Source organism: Aurantibacter sp. (assembly GCF_042094015.1).
Classification (GTDB): domain Bacteria; phylum Bacteroidota; class Bacteroidia; order Flavobacteriales; family Flavobacteriaceae; genus Aurantibacter.
In genome coordinates this window covers 15,411-30,970 of record NZ_JBELDZ010000012.1, presented here as the reverse complement: position 1 = coordinate 30,970, position 15,560 = coordinate 15,411, and the positions used below count along the sequence as shown (strand labels likewise).

Genomic DNA, 15,560 nt, shown 5'->3' with positions numbered 1-15,560 from the left:
TGAATTAGAAAACTATTATTCTATAACAGTAGATTTTTATTTAACATTATCTCCTCTTAAAAAACGATATTGTTTTCTGGCTTCAGATGTATAGCTACTATACGAATGTTCAAAAATAATGGTTTCGAAGCCTTTTTTTGCCTCTTCAGGTAAGTTTAAAAACTTTAAATCTATTAAAGCTAAATTATAAAGTGCATTGTCCATTAAAATACTATTCTTGAAATTATCTATTAAGAATTTGTAGTTATTTTTAGCATCTTGGTATTTTTTTGTTTTTTCAAACAATTGCGCTTGCTTTAATAGTGTTTGAGGAATGATACTTTTTGTTTTATGTACTATTTTAATTTGTTCAAGAATTGCAATAGCTTGTTCGGGTTTGTTTTGAAACGCAAGTAAATCAGCTTTTGCATATTGGTTTAGTGCTACTTGTAAGCTATCGTCTTGCTTGTTGTCACTAATTAATAATTTTAGGTCTAAAGCATCGTTTGCAGTTAATTGAGATACGGATGTTTTTAAAATTTTTAACTGACTTTCTGCCCAAATAAAATCGCCTTTATAATAACTTGTTTTTGCTACTTTAAAACGTGCTGTTTGAGATAATGTGCTATTTTTTAGAGATCGCTGAATTTGTGTATAGTAAATTAAGGCTTCGTTAAATTTTTCTTGAAACACTAGAATATCTCCTAACTCCATTTTTACTTTAGCATTTTTTTCTTTGCTTAATGGCTCTTTAAGAGCTTTTTTTAGCAGTTTAGTAGCTGTTTTTGTATCTTCTAAATAGAAGGCTAAAAAATGCGCATAGTTAATTTTAAGATCAGACATTTCGTTTGGAAACCTATTGTCTAAAAGAATAACTTCATAATCTTCTTTAATTTTTGGATAATCCTTTTTAGAAGCAATACTTGTTTTTAATTCCAGTATGTATTTATCTGCAGTAAGTTGTATAATTGGATCTTGTACGTTTTCTTTAATAAACGTGAAAATAGTAACAGCAATCTCTGGTTCATTTTGATTTTGAGTAATTAATCCTAACTCTATTAATCTGTTTAAAGGGTTTGTAGTAGCATCAGGATTATTTATGCTTCTCTTATAAATGGCTTTTTCTTGTGCAAACGCTTTTTTATAATCTTTTTGCTGAATAAATAACCAACTTAACATTTCGCTCCAAAATAAATGAGGCTTAGTTTGTAGATTTTTTAACAAGATTTTTTTTAATGAAACATTGTTTTTGTCTTCATTATTTTCTGTAATAAAATCTGAAATATATCGCTTTATTTGGTCTCTATAATTTGCCCTTTCTAACGCTAGGTTTAAGTAACTAGCAAACATCTTTTCAATATTGCCTTGCTCGCCATAAATACGTGCTAATTGCATATTATAGTCTTTAGCAGGATATAATTCCATTGCTCTTTCATATAATGTTTTAGCTTCTTCTAGTAAAGAAAATTTTTCAAATTTATTACCTAAAGTGTAAGCGTAAGCTCCTTTTTTTTCTATAGATTTTATTGCTTTTTGGTAATTTAGATTTGCATTAATTGTATCTTTTTGTAAATCGTAATTCCTTCCTAAATCTATAAAACTTGGCGGATAATAAGAACGTTGTAATCGTGCTAAAATAATAGTTTCAGCCTCTTTGTATTGTTTTAATTCTTGATGACAATTTACTAATTGCTCAATAATATAACTACTTGTTGGGCTTTTTTTATAAAGCTTTTTATAAATAATAATAGCCTTTTCAAATTCGCCAGTTTTTACATATTCTTTACCCAATGCATCATTTTGTGCTAATGTAGATATAGAAAAACTTAATAGTAAAAATAAAAGCCAACGCATATATTAAAATAGAATTTAATGTAAATATACTAATTGTTAGTGCAAAAAAAATGCCTGAATTTTTTCAGGCATTTTTTTAAATTTATTATTTAGTTCTCGACTACGCTCTAACGGACAATTCTAACTAGTTTATAATATCAAATCCAGTATAAGGAATTAGTGCTTTTGGTACTTTTATACCTTCTGGAGTTTGATAGTTTTCCAAAATACTCGCTAAAATTCTTGGTAAAGCTAAAGAGCTTCCATTTAAAGTATGAGCAAATTCGTTTTTACCATCTGTATTTTTGAAACGTAATTTTAATCTGTTGGCTTGATACGTTTCAAAGTTAGAAACACTAGAAACTTCTAGCCATTTTTCTTGTGCGGCAGAAAATACTTCAAAGTCCATAGTTAAAACCGATGTAAACGTTAAATCTCCGCCGCAAAGTCTTAAAATACGGTAAGGCAATTCTAATTCCTTTAAAATACCTTGAATATGTTCTACCATACTTTCTAGGGCTTTAAAAGAATTATCGGGATGTTCTACACGTATAATTTCAACCTTATCAAACTGATGTAATCTATTTAAACCTCTAACGTGTGCGCCATAACTACCAGCTTCACGTCTAAAACAAGGTGTATAACCTGTAATTGTAATAGGTAAATCTGCTTCGTTAACTAAAGTGTCTCTAAAAATGTTAGTTCCTGGAACTTCTGCAGTAGGAATTAAGTATAAATTATCTCCAGTTACGTGGTACATTTGCCCTTCTTTATCTGGTAATTGACCGGTTCCAAGACCAGAAGCTTCGTTAATTAAATGTGGTAATTGATATTCTGTATAACCAGCAGCTGTGTTTTTGTCTAAAAAATAAGCAATTAAAGCACGTTGTAATCTTGCGCCTTTACCTATATAAACTGGAAAACCAGCACCAGTAATTTTGTTACCTAATTCAAAATCAATAATGTTATAATCTTTAGCTAATTCCCAATGTGGTTTTGCTGCATTATGTAAAGTTGGAATATCTCCTTCTCTAAAAGTTTCCTCGTTATCTTCATCTGTTTTTCCTGTAGGAACAGAATCGTGTGGTACGTTTGGAATTTTATATAAAAGACTATTTAATTGGTCTGTCGTACTCGCTAAATCATCAGATAATGTTTTAGAAGTCTCCTTTAAAGCAACAGTTTGATCTTTAAGTACATTAGCTTCTACACCTTTACCAGACTTAAAAAGCATACCAATTTCTTTAGATAATTTATTAGATTCTGCTAATGTGTTATCTAATTCAGTTTGGATTGCTTTACGTTTTTCATCTAAAGTAATTACGCTTTCAATCATTTCCGTAGCATCTATATTTCTAACAGCTAGACGAGCAATAACTTTGTCTTTATTTTCTTTAATAAAAGGTACTTGTAACATTTCTTGTTATTTATAGCGTTACCATTTTGCGTTTAATGACAAAAAGGTCAGGTTTTCCGTTAAATCTTATTTATTGTAGAAAAAACAATAAATAAGGATAGCGTATCAATCCTTAACGCAAATGGTTTAGTTTATTTGCTGTAAAAATAGTAAGTTTTTTGTGTTTAGGAATAGTAATTCTCTAATTTAATTGGAGTTGTATGGTAATAGCCAACTTGCATGTCCAAAATAATTCCATTCTTGATTAGCAATATCAATATCAGGATTGGTAAATTTCTTATAGGCTTTTCTATTTACACTTAAAGAACTGGTTATATAAACTGAAATTGAATCACCTTTCTGTTTGTGTTCTTCTTTTAAATGTTGAGAAAACTGCCACATAACATCTGGTTTTGTACTTGCTAAGCGTTGTTGCTTTCTTGTTAAGTAATCATTTAAATTAACTCTAAAGGTAGAGTCTTTGGTGTGATTTTTAATTTTATAAAACGTAGCACCTTGTTTTGAGCGTAACATCATTCGCCAAGACAATCTGTGTCCTTCCTCGGTCCACAAAACATTGTCCTTTATAAAATGATGTCTAACAGGAAGTATTATTTGTATTGTAAAATAAACTAATCCTAAACCAATTAAAATTAGCTTGTAGGATTTTACAGAAATTTCGTTTCCAGTATAAAGAGTTTTCTTTTTCAAAAAGATATTTCTAATTTTTTTAGACTCAAAAAAGAATAAACTAAAAGCTAAAGCTAAAAAAGGAAATATTCCAACTTGAAAAACAATCGAGTTAAATAAATGAAAAAACAACGACCCATAAAAGGCAAGTTTCCTTGTTGGTTTAAATAGTAGTAATGGGATAATTAAACCATCATAAAGAATGCCGCCATAACCTACCAAGTAAGGCATAAAATCGTTTTGAAGAAACTCACCAATAATTGGTAGATGTCTTTTGCCTTCCATTAAAAGCTTAGGAGTTGTTAGGTCTAACCAATCTGGGTATATTTTAGCAACAGAAGCATAAGTGTAAACTATAAATAACTGAATTACAAAAATCCATTTACACCAACTTGGCATAGAAATAGACTTTAGGCTAGGTTTGGTTTTAACATCTATAGACGCGTATTTATTAGCCGGAAGAATAGCCATAATTCCACATAATAATATAAGTAAGTAATAATGGTTATTGTAAGAAGCTTTCTGCATAAAATACGTAGCAGACCACATAATAGTAAAGCTAATAATACTTAGTCTGTATTTGTAACCTAACATAATACCAAGTCCAAAAAGGCCCATAATTACATAATAGGCGTACATCCAGTTTCCTGGCAAAGGTTGCAAAAAATCTAATCCAATAAAGTTGAAAGTAAATTCGGGATCTATTAACGTTTTTTTTACCCAGCCAGTAAAAATAGCCCCAACAGATTCTAAAAAACATAATAATCCAAAAATTACTCTAAATACAATTAGAGAAGAATTATCTATTTGTTTAAATAAGAATTTATCTAACATTTTTAATAAATGTTTTAGCAGTTTTTTGATCTTTTTTTAATTGTGTTTTAAGTTCGTTTAAAGATTCATATTTCTTTTCGTCTCTTATACGTTTTAAAATTTCTATAGTAAGATCTTTACCGTATAAATCTTCATTTAAATCAAAAAAATGAACTTCAATACTTTTAGAGATGCCATTAACTGTTGGGTTATTGCCTATATTCATCATTCCAAAAACAGTTTTATTGTCTATGGTTGATTCTATAACATAAACACCATCTTTAGGAATTAACTTATAGGTTTCATAAATTTTAATATTTGCAGTAGGAAATTGTATGGTTTTACCAATACCTTTTCCTCTAATTACTGTTCCATTAAGCATGAAGTTGTAATTTAGATATTGGTTTGCAATATCAATATCTCCTTCTAAAAGTGCTTTTCTAATTTTTGTGGAACTTACTGAAACTTCATTAATGTCTTGAGCCGAAATTTCTTCAACTGTAAAGTTAAATTGTTCTCCAAAACGTTTTAAATCAGTTATGTTAGCACTTCGGTTTCTGCCAAAATGATGATCGTAACCAATAATAACGTGTTTAGCATTAAGTTGTTTTACTAAAATATCTTTCACGAAATCTTCAGCCGTTAATCTAGAAAAGTCTTTTGTGAATTTATTGACAACTAAGTTAGACAAGCCTAAACCTTTTAAAATATGGTCTTTTTCAGCTAAGGTGTTTATTAATTTAATATCAGAATCTTTTTGTAAAACCATTCGTGGATGCGGAAAGAATGTCAATAAAACTGATGCTAGATTTTTAGTTTTAGCAACAGAAATTAATCTACTAATAATTTTTTGATGTCCAAAATGAACACCATCAAAAGTACCAATGGTAACTACAGAAGGTTGAGGTATTTTAGTATTAAAATTCAAGTAAAACAGTTTAATGCAAAAGTAAAAAAGTAATATTGATTAAGAAGATTTTTTTAGATTCTATTTTATACTATGTTTTTTTGTATTTTTAAGAAATATTTAACGTAATCTACATAGTGTTATGAAAAAAATTACATTTTGGTTGGTTTCAGCCTTGTTTTGCTTTAATATTAATATAGCCCAAGATTATTCGGGTCGATTTTGGCAAAAAACTACAAAAGAAAAATTTCAAAATGAAGAACTGAAGTATAGAGCTTCTCACCCTAGTAAGTTTCAAGTATTTACTTTAAATATGGATGCTTTAAAAAGCGCCTTATCTAATGCACCTTTACGCGGAGTTAATACAGGTGTTTCAAACTTAATTATTGATTTTCCAAATTCAAATGGTGTTTTAGAACGTTTTAGAATTGCAGAAGCACCTATAATGGAAGCTGGACTAGCTGTCAAATTCCCAATGATTAAAACGTATAAAGCAACTGGAATAGATGACCCTACAGCTACAATGCGTTTTAGTATAACTCAATTTGGGTTAAATACTATTAAATTGTCAGGAAAATATAGTTCAACCTATATAGATCCTTATACAGCGAATAATTCTGCTTATATGGTTTACGATAGAGTAGCTTTGGGGCAAGACACACAGCAATTTGAATGCCTAACAGAAGATGGTATAAGATTAAAATCTTTAGAGAATGATACGTCTAGTTTTAGAGCAGATATTAACGACAGAGTATTAAGAACTTTTAGATTAGCTCAAACTTGTAATGGAGAGTACGGAGCAATCTTTGACGGAACTGGTACAGATGCTCAAAAGAAAGCTAATATTCAAGCACAAATGGCAATTACTGTAAATAGAGTAAATGAAGTTTATGAGCGCGATTTAGCAATTACGTTAATTTTTATTGCTCGAAATGATGAATTAATCTATTATAATGGAGGAACAGACCCTTGGAATGGAGAGTTTAACACACAAACTCAAAGAACAATTTCTACAACTTTGAACGACGAAAGTCTTTATGATATTGGTCATAATTTCAACACTTCTGGCGGAGGAAGTGCAGGTTGTTTAGGTTGTGTATGTTTAGATGGAGCGCCACCATATACTGGAAACCAAAAAGGTAGAGGTTATACAGGAAGAGCTAATCCTACAGGAGATCCTTTTGATATTGATTATGTTGCTCATGAAATGGGTCATCAATTAGACGGATATCATACTATGAATACTTGTAGTCGTTCTGGTAATGGAACAACTGAGGTAGAGCCAGCTTCAGGAAGTTCAATAATGGGTTATGCAGGGATTTGTGCTACTAATGTTCAAAACAATAGTGATGCACATTTTAACTATGTAAATATTAGAGATATATCTTCCAATATTCAACCAGGAGGAAATAGTGATTGTGCTGCACAAATGGCATTAACAAACCAACCGCCAGTAGCAAATGCGGGTTCAGACTTTAACATCCCTAAGAGTACAGCGTATGTTTTAAAAGGTTCTGCAACAGATCCAGATGGATTAGGAACACTAACTTATAATTGGTCACAAAACGACCCAGAACGTGCGCCTGGAGATGGTGCTCCAGAATCAACTTGGACTTCAGGACCGCTTTATCGTTCAATTTTACCAACAGCATCTTCGGATAGATATATGCCAACATTTAATAATGTATTAGCAGATAATTTAACTCCAACTTGGGAAGTAACACCTTCTGTTGCTAGAACAATGGAATTTGCATTATTAGTAAGAGATAATGGTAGTGGTTTTGCTAATGGAATTGGTCAAACACATGCAGATTTAATGACGGTTACTGTGGAAGATGTAGATCCTTTTACAGTAAATACACCTGCAGCTTGGGCTCCAAGCTCTACTCAAACCTTAACTTGGAATGTTGGAGCAACAACTAATGGAACAATAAACTGCCAATCAGTAAATATTAAAATATCAACAGATAATGGGGTTACCTTTACAGACTTAGCAGTTGCCACAGCAAATGACGGTACCGAAGATGTTTCTGTTCCAGCTTTAACAATAGGGTCTATGATTCGTGTTTTAGTAGAAGCTAATGATAACATATTTTATTCAGTAACACCTGAGTTTGAAATTTCAAATGCTCCTGTTTATGTTGTAAACAATGTTTCTTCTGGAAAAACAATTTGTTCAGAAGATAGTGTACAATTTGAATTTAATTTTGATGCTGTAAATGGCTATAACGAAAATACAACATTTGGTGCATCTGGTCAACCAGGAGGAACTAATGTAACTTTTACGCCAGCATCTAGAACAAGTAGTGGATTAGTTACTATGGAAATAACAGGTATGTCTGGTGTTGCTGCGGGAACATCTACCATTACAATGACAAGTACTGCTTCTACTGTAAGGACAAATCAGGTTGATTTAACAAAAATAGACGGAATATGTCCTTCTGTAGGTAATATGCTTTATGACACAAGTACAACTAGTGTTGTGTTTGCAACAATAAATAACCCGTCTGCAAAACCAGCAGGTTACAGTGATTACACAGGTGTAGATCCAAGTTCTATTACAGTAACAGAAGTTGAATTGAATGATACGCATAATTTATCCGTTAGAGTAAATACAGATGGAGATTATCCATTAGAGACTGCTGTTTGGATTGATTGGAATCAAAACTGTGTATTAGAAGCTTCTGAAGAATATTATCTTGGTGGAGCGCAGAACGTAATTAATGGGTTAACGAGTTTATCTCCTGTATCTGTAACAGTTCCTGCGGATGCAGTACTTGGAGCTACAATAATGAGAGTTTCCACACAATGGGATTCTAAGCCAGGCGCTTGTGATGATAACGGACCTGATCCATCACAAGATGTTTATGATGCAGAAGTAGAAGATTATACAGTAATAGTTACAAATTCATTATCTACTAATGAATTTAATAACTCTAATTTTAATGTTTACCCTAATCCTAATAATGGTAGTTTCTATGTGTCTTATGCAAATACTATAACATCAAAGTTTAAGGTAACTGTTTTTGATGTAAGAGGTAGAGCTATTTATAATTCTACTAATTCACCTAATAATAGTTTAAAGACTGAGGTGAATTTGAAAAGTGTTCAGTCTGGAATGTATTTGTTACAAATCCAATCTGGAAATAGTACTACAGTAAAAAAGATACTTATAAAATAATATATCTATTTTAGCTTAATTAAAAAATCACAGTCTTAGACTGTGATTTTTTTAGTTATTATACACTCTAATAACACTTCCATTAACTTCTACAAAATAGTGTTTTAAGGTATATTGAGATGAAGTGCCATTATAGGGTTGACCGGAAAGGATTTCAAATTCATTAAAATCATCACAACCACATGTTGCAATTACGCCTTCAACTGTAAGTTTAGAGCAATTTGATACAACATGACTCGGGTCGGTTAGTTCAAAAGCGCTATAATTTGTTCCACCAGCATAATATACGACTACACCATTTAAGCCATAATTGTTATTTAATATAATATGATTTCCTGGAAATTGAAGATCATTATATTGTGGTAAATCCGTGTTGATTAAAGTCTGTGTGTCAAAAGTAAAATTTGGAATAAATGGATTGTTTTGAAGCGCTAACTCATCATTTTTTTGACAGCTCAGTATAGTTATTGTAATTAGGGATATTAATATAAAATATTTCATAAGTCAACTATTTTTAGTGCAATGTAATATAAAAACTGTTTTCATTTTATATATTTGTATTACAATCTCGTGCAAACGGGATTTTTTTATTTGCTGAGTTTTTTCAGTATTTACAGTTATTTATTAAACGAAAAGATTATGAGTAAAGTATCTTACTATACTGCTGAAGGATTAAAAAAATTAAGAGCTGAACTTAGAGAGCTTAAAGATGTAGAACGCGTAAAAGCTTCTAGGGCTATTGCAGAAGCAAGAGATAAAGGCGATTTAAGTGAAAATGCTGAATATGATGCAGCTAAAGAAGCACAAGGAATGTTGGAGATGCGTATTGCAAAACTAGAAGATGCTTTAGCAGGAGCTCGTGTTATAGATGAGTCTCAATTAGACACAAGTAAAGCTTTAGTGTTATCTAAAGTCAAAATAAAAAATCAAACCAACGGAATGGAAATGGTTTACACACTGGTAGCAGATGGAGAAGCAGATTTAGCAACAGGAAAACTATCTGTAAACTCTCCAATTGGTAAAGGTTTGTTAGGTAAAAGTGTTGGTGAAATTGCAGAGATTAGTGTTCCAAGCGGAATTATTAAATTTGATATCATAGAGATTACAAGATAATTTTCGTAACTTATATTAAAACTCTTTTAATTATGGCTTCTATTTTTTCTAAAATTATTTCAGGTGAAATTCCTTCTTATAAAGTAGCAGAGACAGACGATTTTTTAGCGTTTTTAGATATCAATCCTAATGCTAAGGGACATACGCTTTGTATTCCAAAAAAAGAAGTTGATAAGATTTTTGATTTAGAAGAAACAAGTTATATAGAGTTACTTAAGTTTTCTCGCACTGTAGCTATTGCAATTGAAAAAGCTATAGATTGTAAACGTGTTGGAATGTCTGTTATTGGTTTAGAAGTACCACACGCACACGTACATTTAATTCCTTTATCAACAATGGAAGATGCTCGTTTTATCAGTAAGACTAAATTAACCTCTAAAGAGTTTGAGACTATTGCAGCTTCAATTAAAGCCCAATTATAGATTTATAACTCATTTTAAAAGTGGTGCCTTTATCAATTTCAGAGTGTTCTACTTTTATTTTCCCATTATGAAATTCTTCAACAATACGTTTTGTTAAAGATAAACCTAAACCCCAACCTCTTTTTTTAGTGGTGTAACCTGTTTCAAAAATGGTGTTAAACTTGTTTTTAGGAATCCCTTTACCAGTATCTGTAACGGTTATATAAACATTATCTTCAAGTTGCCATAACTTTAAATGTAATTCACCTTTACCTTTCATGGCATCTACACTATTTTTAAGTAAATTTTCAATAGTCCAGCTATATAATTGCTGATTTAAGTTAACCATAATATCATCTTCTGGAAGTTCTAGTTTAAAATCTACTAATTTAGAAAGCCTAGATGTTAAATAGTTGAAAGAAGACCTAGTTTCCTCAACAATATTTAAAGGCTTTAAAGTAGGAATAGAGCCTATTTTACTAAAGCGTTCAGTAATTGTTTGTAATCTGTCTATATCTTTTTCCATTTCTAAAATATAAGACTGATCCACATTTTCAGTCTTTAAGATTTCTATCCAGCCAATTAAAGAGCTTAAAGGGGTTCCAATTTGATGAGCAGTTTCTTTAGCCATTCCAGACCATAATTTGTTTTGCGAAGCCGTTTTAGAACTCTTATAAAAGAAAATGACCACAGCAGCAAAAAGAACTATAATTAAAAGTAAAGCTAAAGGGTAAAATTTCAATTTGTTGAGTAGTGGCGCATTTCCGTAGTATAATTTACTAACCATTATGCGCTCTTGAGTTTTACTATCTAGATACGAAATATCTATTGGTGTATTTTCGCCTTCAAATTGTTTAATAAGTTTAGTTTTATTTTTTTCTACGTATTTAGAAACGTCTTTACCACCAAAATCAATGTTATTAAAATTACTAATACTTCCGTCTACATTAATTACTAAAATTGGTGTTGTAGTGTTGCTGTTTAAAATCTTCACTAGAAAATCAAAATTTGGATTATCTTCTTGGCTAGAAAATATTTTTTGTGCGTTAGACCAAATTTCCATTTTTGCGCGTTCTTCTTCTTTGAACTTCTGAAAAAACGTGAATGTATTCCATAGAATTAAAGAAATTATAGCAAAAGAACTTATAATTATAACCCAACGTATTAATTGTCTATTAGTAGTAAACATTTAAATTTATTTTGGTATCAATATAATGCAAAACTGTTAATAATATTGCGTAGTAGCTAAAGAAATTAATTTTTTGAAGGTTTCAATAATTGCTATCTTTGCTATCTAAGATATTTAAAATGAAATCATTTAAACCTAACGAATTAACTACAGCTAAATTACACGGGTATTTATTAAGTGCGGTTGCACCAAGGCCAATTGCATTTGCAAGTACAATAGATGAAGATGGAAATTCAAACTTATCGCCATTTAGCTTTTTTAATGTGTTCAGTGCTAATCCGCCAATTTTAATATTTTCTCCAGCAAGACGTGTTAGAGATAACACAACTAAACATACATTGGAGAATGCAGAATTAACAAAAGAAGTGGTTATTAATGTGGTAAACTTTGATATTGTTCAACAAATGTCTTTAAGTAGTACAGAATACGGACAAGGCGTAAATGAGTTTGAAAAAGCGGGTTTAACAATGCTTAAAAGTGATGAGGTAAAACCATTTAGAGTAGCAGAAAGTCCAGTGCAAATGGAATGTAAGGTTAACGAGATTGTTAAATTAGGAACTGAAGGTGGCGCAGGAAACCTAATTATTTGTGAAGTAGTTAAAATGCATATAAATGAAGCTGTTTTAGATGAAAACGGAAGTATAGACCAAACCAAATTAGATTTAGTTTCTAGAGCTGGCGGTAGTTTTTATAGTAGAGCAAAAACAGGTTTTTTTGAAATACCAAAACCATTAACCACGTTAGGAATTGGAGTAGATGCTTTACCAGAATCTGTAAGAAACAGTAACATTTTATCAGGTAACGATTTAGGATTGTTAGCAAATGTTGAAAACTTACCTTTAGAAAGTGAAATAAAAGCCTTTAATTGCAGCCTCAAAAATAACGATGAAAAACATCAAAAAGCGAAAGCTTTTTTAGAAAACCAAGACGTTAAAAAAGCTTGGTTAACATTGTTATCTTAAATAAAGACGAATACAAATACACGAATATAATGGAAGTACAAGGAAAAGTAAAAATGATTGGAGAAACTCAAACTTTTGGAAGTAATGGGTTTAGAAAGAGAGAATTAGTTGTAACTACAGAAGAGCAATATCCGCAACATATTCTAGTGGAATTTGTTCAAGATAAAACAGATCTATTAAACAACTACCAAGTTGGACAAGACGTAAAAGTTAACATCAATTTAAGAGGTAGAGAATGGGTTAATCCACAAGGAGAAACTAAATATTTTAATTCTGTGCAAGGATGGAGAATTGAAGGCGCACAAGCGGCTGCACCACAAGGTATGCCAGAAGTTCCTCCTGCACAAGCTTTTGAGCCAGCAACAGATTTAAAACAAGAAGATCACGACGATTTACCTTTCTAATTAAAAGGTAAGTGTTAATCAAAATAATAACCTCAATAGTTTTAACTGTTGAGGTTTTTTTATAGTTTTATAATTCTACTTAATTACAAATGGTTCACTTTTTAAACCTAAATGACAATTTCCCTCCAGTTTCTCAAGCAACAGAAGATGGTTTATTGGCATTTGGTGGCGATTTATCTCCAAAACGATTATTGTCGGCTTATGAACAAGGCATTTTTCCTTGGTTTGAAAACGATGAACAAATTTTATGGTGGTCTCCAGATCCACGATTTGTATTGTATCCAAAAGATTTAAAAGTGTCTAAAAGTATGAGGCAATTTTTACGAAATTGCAATTTAACAGTTACCATAAATAAAGATTTTAAAGCAGTAATTACACAATGTGCTAAAGCAAAACGCATTGGGCAGGACGATACTTGGATTACAAAAGGAATGATTTCTGCTTATACAGAATTACACAAATTAGGTTATGCAAAATCTGTTGAGGTTTGGCAAGAAAACTTATTGGTTGGTGGATTCTATGGTGTAGATTTAAATAACGGAATGTTTTGTGGCGAAAGTATGTTTAGTAAAGTAAGTAACGCCAGTAAAGCGGCTTTAATTACCTTTGTCCAGAATACAAATTACAAACTAATAGATTGTCAAGACTACACCAATCATTTAGAAAGTCTTGGTGCTAAAGATATTTCAAGAAATGAGTTTTTAGCGTATTTGTGATTATATTAAAAACTAAACTTCATTATATCTAAAACAACCAATTTCATGGTCGTTTATCATTCCTGTAGCTTGCATATGAGCATAAATTACAGTAGAACCTACAAATTTAAATCCTCGCTTTTTTAAATCTTTACTAACAGCATCGCTTAAAGGCGTGTTTGCTGGTGTGTCTTTATAATTAGTCCAGTTGTTTTTTATAGGTTTTCCATCTACAAAAGCCCAAATATATTTAGAGAACGAACCAAATTCTTCTTGAATTTTAAGAAAGTTCTGAGCATTTGTAACTGCCGATTTTATCTTTAATTTATTCCTTATAATTCCTGCGTCGTTTCTAAGTTCTTCTAGCTTGTCTTCTTTATAATTAGCTATTTTTTTATAATCAAAATCATCAAAAGCAGTTCTAAAATTTTCTCGCTTTCTTAAAATGGTAATCCAACTTAAACCAGCTTGAAATGTTTCAAGTATTAAAAACTCAAATAAAGCAGCATCATCATAAATGGGTTTTCCCCATTCTTTATCATGGTAAGCTTCATATAAATCATCTCCAACACACCAACCGCATTTGTGTTTTTTCATAACTTTGTAAGGTTTTAAAAAATCTTCTACTAATGTAACAAATGTCACTTAATTAGAACTTATTTAGTATTAATTTTATCCTATGGAAACAGCAACTTTACAATTACAAGATATTATAAAATCTAGTTTAAATAAAAGTATAGATTATACTTCTTATAGAAATTTAGTACATCAATTAGTCGAAGAAAAAAGTAATTCTGGAAACGAAAAAACGGAAGCTTTAGCGGATTATACGATGTTAAATGACAGACGTATGAAGCGTTGGGATAAAACAATTAAAATAAGCGAATCAACACAACAATATTTAACTAATTATACTAAAAAAATCACTTTTTTAGTAATTACAGAAAGTTGGTGTGGAGATGCTGCACATGTAATTCCTGTGTTAAATAAAATAACTAACTCAAATCCTAACTTAGATTTAAAATTGGTGTTTCGAGATGAAAACGACGCTCTAATGGATAATTTCCTAACTAATGGCGGAAGAGCAATTGCTAAGCTTATTGCTTTAGACGAGCAAAATAAAGTTCTTTTTACTTTTGGACCAAGACCTAGTTTAGCAACTAAGCTAGTAAACGATTATAAATCTAAAAATGGTGCTTTAACACCAGAATTTAAAGAAGATTTACAACATTGGTATAATAAAGATAAAGGACAAAGTATTATAAACGATTTAGTAATGCTTTTAGGTAATAGTTAGTTTTAAGCAATTATCTTTTTTATTGAAACAGATACGTAATACTTCCAAGTTGATTAATTGTTTGACTTGAATTAAATCTAGCGCGCTTTGCATATTGTAAAGCGCGTTCTTGTAAACAGTTGTTTTTTACGGATACAGAAGAATTTATAGAAGCTTTAACTACTTTTCCGTTAGCATTAACAGTAATTGAAATATTTACTTTTCCTGAAGCATCACACAAGTACACAGGAACAGGAATACTAATAGCTTCTCTGTTTAATAATGAATAACTTACACTACTGTTCTTATTGTTGCTTTTAGAATCGTCTTTTGAAGCTTTTAAAATCTTGTTTATAGTTATAAATTGCTCCTTTTGTAAGTTTTTAGGTTTGTTTTCTAATTGCTTATAAATCTTATTTTCTTCTTTTTCATTAATATCAGAAGTAGTGCTAGAAATGTATTCAAAATCTTCGGCGGGCGGAATATAATTATAAGCTTTTGTATGTCTATTATTGGTTTTGTTACTATTAAACGCCAAGTTTGTTTCTAGTTTTACAATCTCTATTTCTTCAGCTTCTATAAGAATTTCAACAAATAAATCATCTTTAATATAAGTATACGGTTTTTCTTGCCCAATTGTAATTCCAATTAAGCTAATTAGAATTACAGCACTTATAAAAAGTGAAATAAGTAAAGCTTTTACAGAACCAGTTAAAATCAT

15 protein-coding genes are annotated in these 15,560 nt (G+C 30.7%); 7 read left to right on the top strand and 8 right to left on the bottom strand.

What is annotated here, in order from left to right; genetic code table 11:
• Nucleotides 1-36: 36 nt before the first annotated feature.
• The 4 genes from ACFDSN_RS03275 to ACFDSN_RS03260 form a co-directional block, all read right to left on the bottom strand.
• On the bottom strand, nucleotides 37-1,833 hold the full coding sequence (locus tag ACFDSN_RS03275; RefSeq protein ID WP_375238396.1) for a tetratricopeptide repeat protein: 1,797 nt from the start codon (nucleotides 1,831-1,833) through the stop codon (nucleotides 37-39).
• A gap of 124 nt (nucleotides 1,834-1,957) precedes the next feature.
• A complete protein-coding gene (gene serS / locus ACFDSN_RS03270) occupies nucleotides 1,958-3,229 on the bottom strand; it encodes a serine--tRNA ligase (RefSeq protein ID WP_375238395.1) in 1,272 nt (423 codons plus the stop codon).
• Nucleotides 3,230-3,415: 186 nt separating this feature from the next.
• Complete coding sequence (locus tag ACFDSN_RS03265) at nucleotides 3,416-4,732, bottom strand: HTTM domain-containing protein (RefSeq protein ID WP_375238394.1); 1,317 nt, start codon at nucleotides 4,730-4,732, stop codon at nucleotides 3,416-3,418.
• Complete coding sequence (locus ACFDSN_RS03260) at nucleotides 4,722-5,639, bottom strand: bifunctional riboflavin kinase/FAD synthetase (RefSeq protein ID WP_375238393.1); 918 nt, start codon at nucleotides 5,637-5,639, stop codon at nucleotides 4,722-4,724. The genes ACFDSN_RS03265 and ACFDSN_RS03260 overlap by 11 nt, the downstream gene beginning before the upstream one ends.
• 121 nt (nucleotides 5,640-5,760) lie before the next feature.
• On the opposite strand from ACFDSN_RS03260, the gene ACFDSN_RS03255 reads away from it, so the two are divergent.
• Nucleotides 5,761-8,799: a reprolysin-like metallopeptidase gene (locus ACFDSN_RS03255; RefSeq protein WP_375238392.1), complete on the top strand. Its 3,039-nt coding sequence runs from the start codon at nucleotides 5,761-5,763 to the stop codon at nucleotides 8,797-8,799.
• Nucleotides 8,800-8,850: 51 nt separating this feature from the next.
• Here the strand turns inward: ACFDSN_RS03255 and ACFDSN_RS03250 are convergent, their stop codons facing one another.
• Nucleotides 8,851-9,300 (bottom strand): hypothetical protein, encoded by a 450-nt coding sequence (locus ACFDSN_RS03250; protein ID WP_375238391.1) that lies wholly within the window; start codon nucleotides 9,298-9,300, stop codon nucleotides 8,851-8,853.
• 138 nt (nucleotides 9,301-9,438) lie between these two features.
• On the opposite strand from ACFDSN_RS03250, the gene greA reads away from it, so the two are divergent.
• Both greA and ACFDSN_RS03240 read left to right on the top strand, forming a co-directional pair.
• Nucleotides 9,439-9,912 carry a transcription elongation factor GreA gene (greA, locus tag ACFDSN_RS03245; protein ID WP_375238390.1) on the top strand — a complete coding sequence of 158 codons (474 nt, stop codon included), beginning with the start codon at nucleotides 9,439-9,441 and terminating at the stop codon, nucleotides 9,910-9,912.
• 32 nt (nucleotides 9,913-9,944) lie between these two features.
• Nucleotides 9,945-10,334 (top strand): HIT family protein, encoded by a 390-nt coding sequence (locus ACFDSN_RS03240; RefSeq protein WP_375238389.1) that lies wholly within the window; start codon nucleotides 9,945-9,947, stop codon nucleotides 10,332-10,334.
• Here the strand turns inward: ACFDSN_RS03240 and ACFDSN_RS03235 are convergent.
• Nucleotides 10,318-11,502, bottom strand: a complete 1,185-nt coding sequence (locus ACFDSN_RS03235; protein WP_375238388.1) for a sensor histidine kinase — start codon at nucleotides 11,500-11,502, stop codon at nucleotides 10,318-10,320. The two genes, ACFDSN_RS03240 and ACFDSN_RS03235, sit on opposite strands and share 17 nt — an antisense overlap.
• Before the next feature lie 119 nt (nucleotides 11,503-11,621).
• Here ACFDSN_RS03235 and ACFDSN_RS03230 point away from each other — a divergent pair, with 119 nt between their 5' ends.
• The 3 genes from ACFDSN_RS03230 (at nucleotide 11,622) to aat (ending at nucleotide 13,584) form a co-directional block, all read left to right on the top strand.
• The gene (locus ACFDSN_RS03230) at nucleotides 11,622-12,464 is read left to right on the top strand and encodes a flavin reductase family protein (RefSeq protein WP_375238387.1); all 843 of its coding nucleotides are present in this window, start codon (nucleotides 11,622-11,624) and stop codon (nucleotides 12,462-12,464) included.
• A 29-nt stretch (nucleotides 12,465-12,493) separates the two neighbouring features.
• Nucleotides 12,494-12,868, top strand: coding sequence for a DUF3127 domain-containing protein (locus tag ACFDSN_RS03225; RefSeq protein WP_375238386.1), 375 nt, complete (start codon nucleotides 12,494-12,496; stop codon nucleotides 12,866-12,868).
• A gap of 89 nt (nucleotides 12,869-12,957) precedes the next feature.
• Entirely contained in the window at nucleotides 12,958-13,584 is a 627-nt protein-coding gene (aat, locus tag ACFDSN_RS03220) for a leucyl/phenylalanyl-tRNA--protein transferase (protein ID WP_375238385.1), read from the top strand.
• A gap of 12 nt (nucleotides 13,585-13,596) precedes the next feature.
• On the opposite strand, the gene ACFDSN_RS03215 is transcribed toward aat, so the two are convergent.
• Nucleotides 13,597-14,160, bottom strand: a complete 564-nt coding sequence (locus ACFDSN_RS03215) for a DNA-3-methyladenine glycosylase I (RefSeq protein ID WP_375238384.1) — start codon at nucleotides 14,158-14,160, stop codon at nucleotides 13,597-13,599.
• Nucleotides 14,161-14,242: 82 nt separating this feature from the next.
• Here ACFDSN_RS03215 and ACFDSN_RS03210 point away from each other — a divergent pair, with 82 nt between their 5' ends.
• Nucleotides 14,243-14,860, top strand: coding sequence for a thioredoxin family protein (locus ACFDSN_RS03210; RefSeq protein ID WP_375238383.1), 618 nt, complete (start codon nucleotides 14,243-14,245; stop codon nucleotides 14,858-14,860).
• A gap of 19 nt (nucleotides 14,861-14,879) precedes the next feature.
• Here the strand turns inward: ACFDSN_RS03210 and ACFDSN_RS03205 are convergent, their stop codons facing one another.
• Nucleotides 14,880-15,560 (bottom strand): energy transducer TonB, encoded by a 681-nt coding sequence (locus ACFDSN_RS03205; protein WP_375238382.1) that lies wholly within the window; start codon nucleotides 15,558-15,560, stop codon nucleotides 14,880-14,882.

Coding starts and splice junctions, on each gene's coding strand:
- ACFDSN_RS03275 (WP_375238396.1), bottom strand. CDS start 1,833: ATGCGTTGGCTTTTATTTTTACTATTAAGTTTTTCTATATCTACATTA.
- serS (WP_375238395.1), bottom strand. CDS start 3,229: ATGTTACAAGTACCTTTTATTAAAGAAAATAAAGACAAAGTTATTGCT.
- ACFDSN_RS03265 (WP_375238394.1), bottom strand. CDS start 4,732: ATGTTAGATAAATTCTTATTTAAACAAATAGATAATTCTTCTCTAATT.
- ACFDSN_RS03255 (WP_375238392.1), top strand. CDS start 5,761: ATGAAAAAAATTACATTTTGGTTGGTTTCAGCCTTGTTTTGCTTTAAT.
- ACFDSN_RS03250 (WP_375238391.1), bottom strand. CDS start 9,300: ATGAAATATTTTATATTAATATCCCTAATTACAATAACTATACTGAGC.
- greA (WP_375238390.1), top strand. CDS start 9,439: ATGAGTAAAGTATCTTACTATACTGCTGAAGGATTAAAAAAATTAAGA.
- ACFDSN_RS03240 (WP_375238389.1), top strand. CDS start 9,945: ATGGCTTCTATTTTTTCTAAAATTATTTCAGGTGAAATTCCTTCTTAT.
- ACFDSN_RS03235 (WP_375238388.1), bottom strand. CDS start 11,502: ATGTTTACTACTAATAGACAATTAATACGTTGGGTTATAATTATAAGT.
- ACFDSN_RS03230 (WP_375238387.1), top strand. CDS start 11,622: ATGAAATCATTTAAACCTAACGAATTAACTACAGCTAAATTACACGGG.
- ACFDSN_RS03225 (WP_375238386.1), top strand. CDS start 12,494: ATGGAAGTACAAGGAAAAGTAAAAATGATTGGAGAAACTCAAACTTTT.
- aat (WP_375238385.1), top strand. CDS start 12,958: ATGGTTCACTTTTTAAACCTAAATGACAATTTCCCTCCAGTTTCTCAA.
- ACFDSN_RS03215 (WP_375238384.1), bottom strand. CDS start 14,160: ATGAAAAAACACAAATGCGGTTGGTGTGTTGGAGATGATTTATATGAA.
- ACFDSN_RS03210 (WP_375238383.1), top strand. CDS start 14,243: ATGGAAACAGCAACTTTACAATTACAAGATATTATAAAATCTAGTTTA.
- ACFDSN_RS03205 (WP_375238382.1), bottom strand. CDS start 15,560: ATGATTTTAACTGGTTCTGTAAAAGCTTTACTTATTTCACTTTTTATA.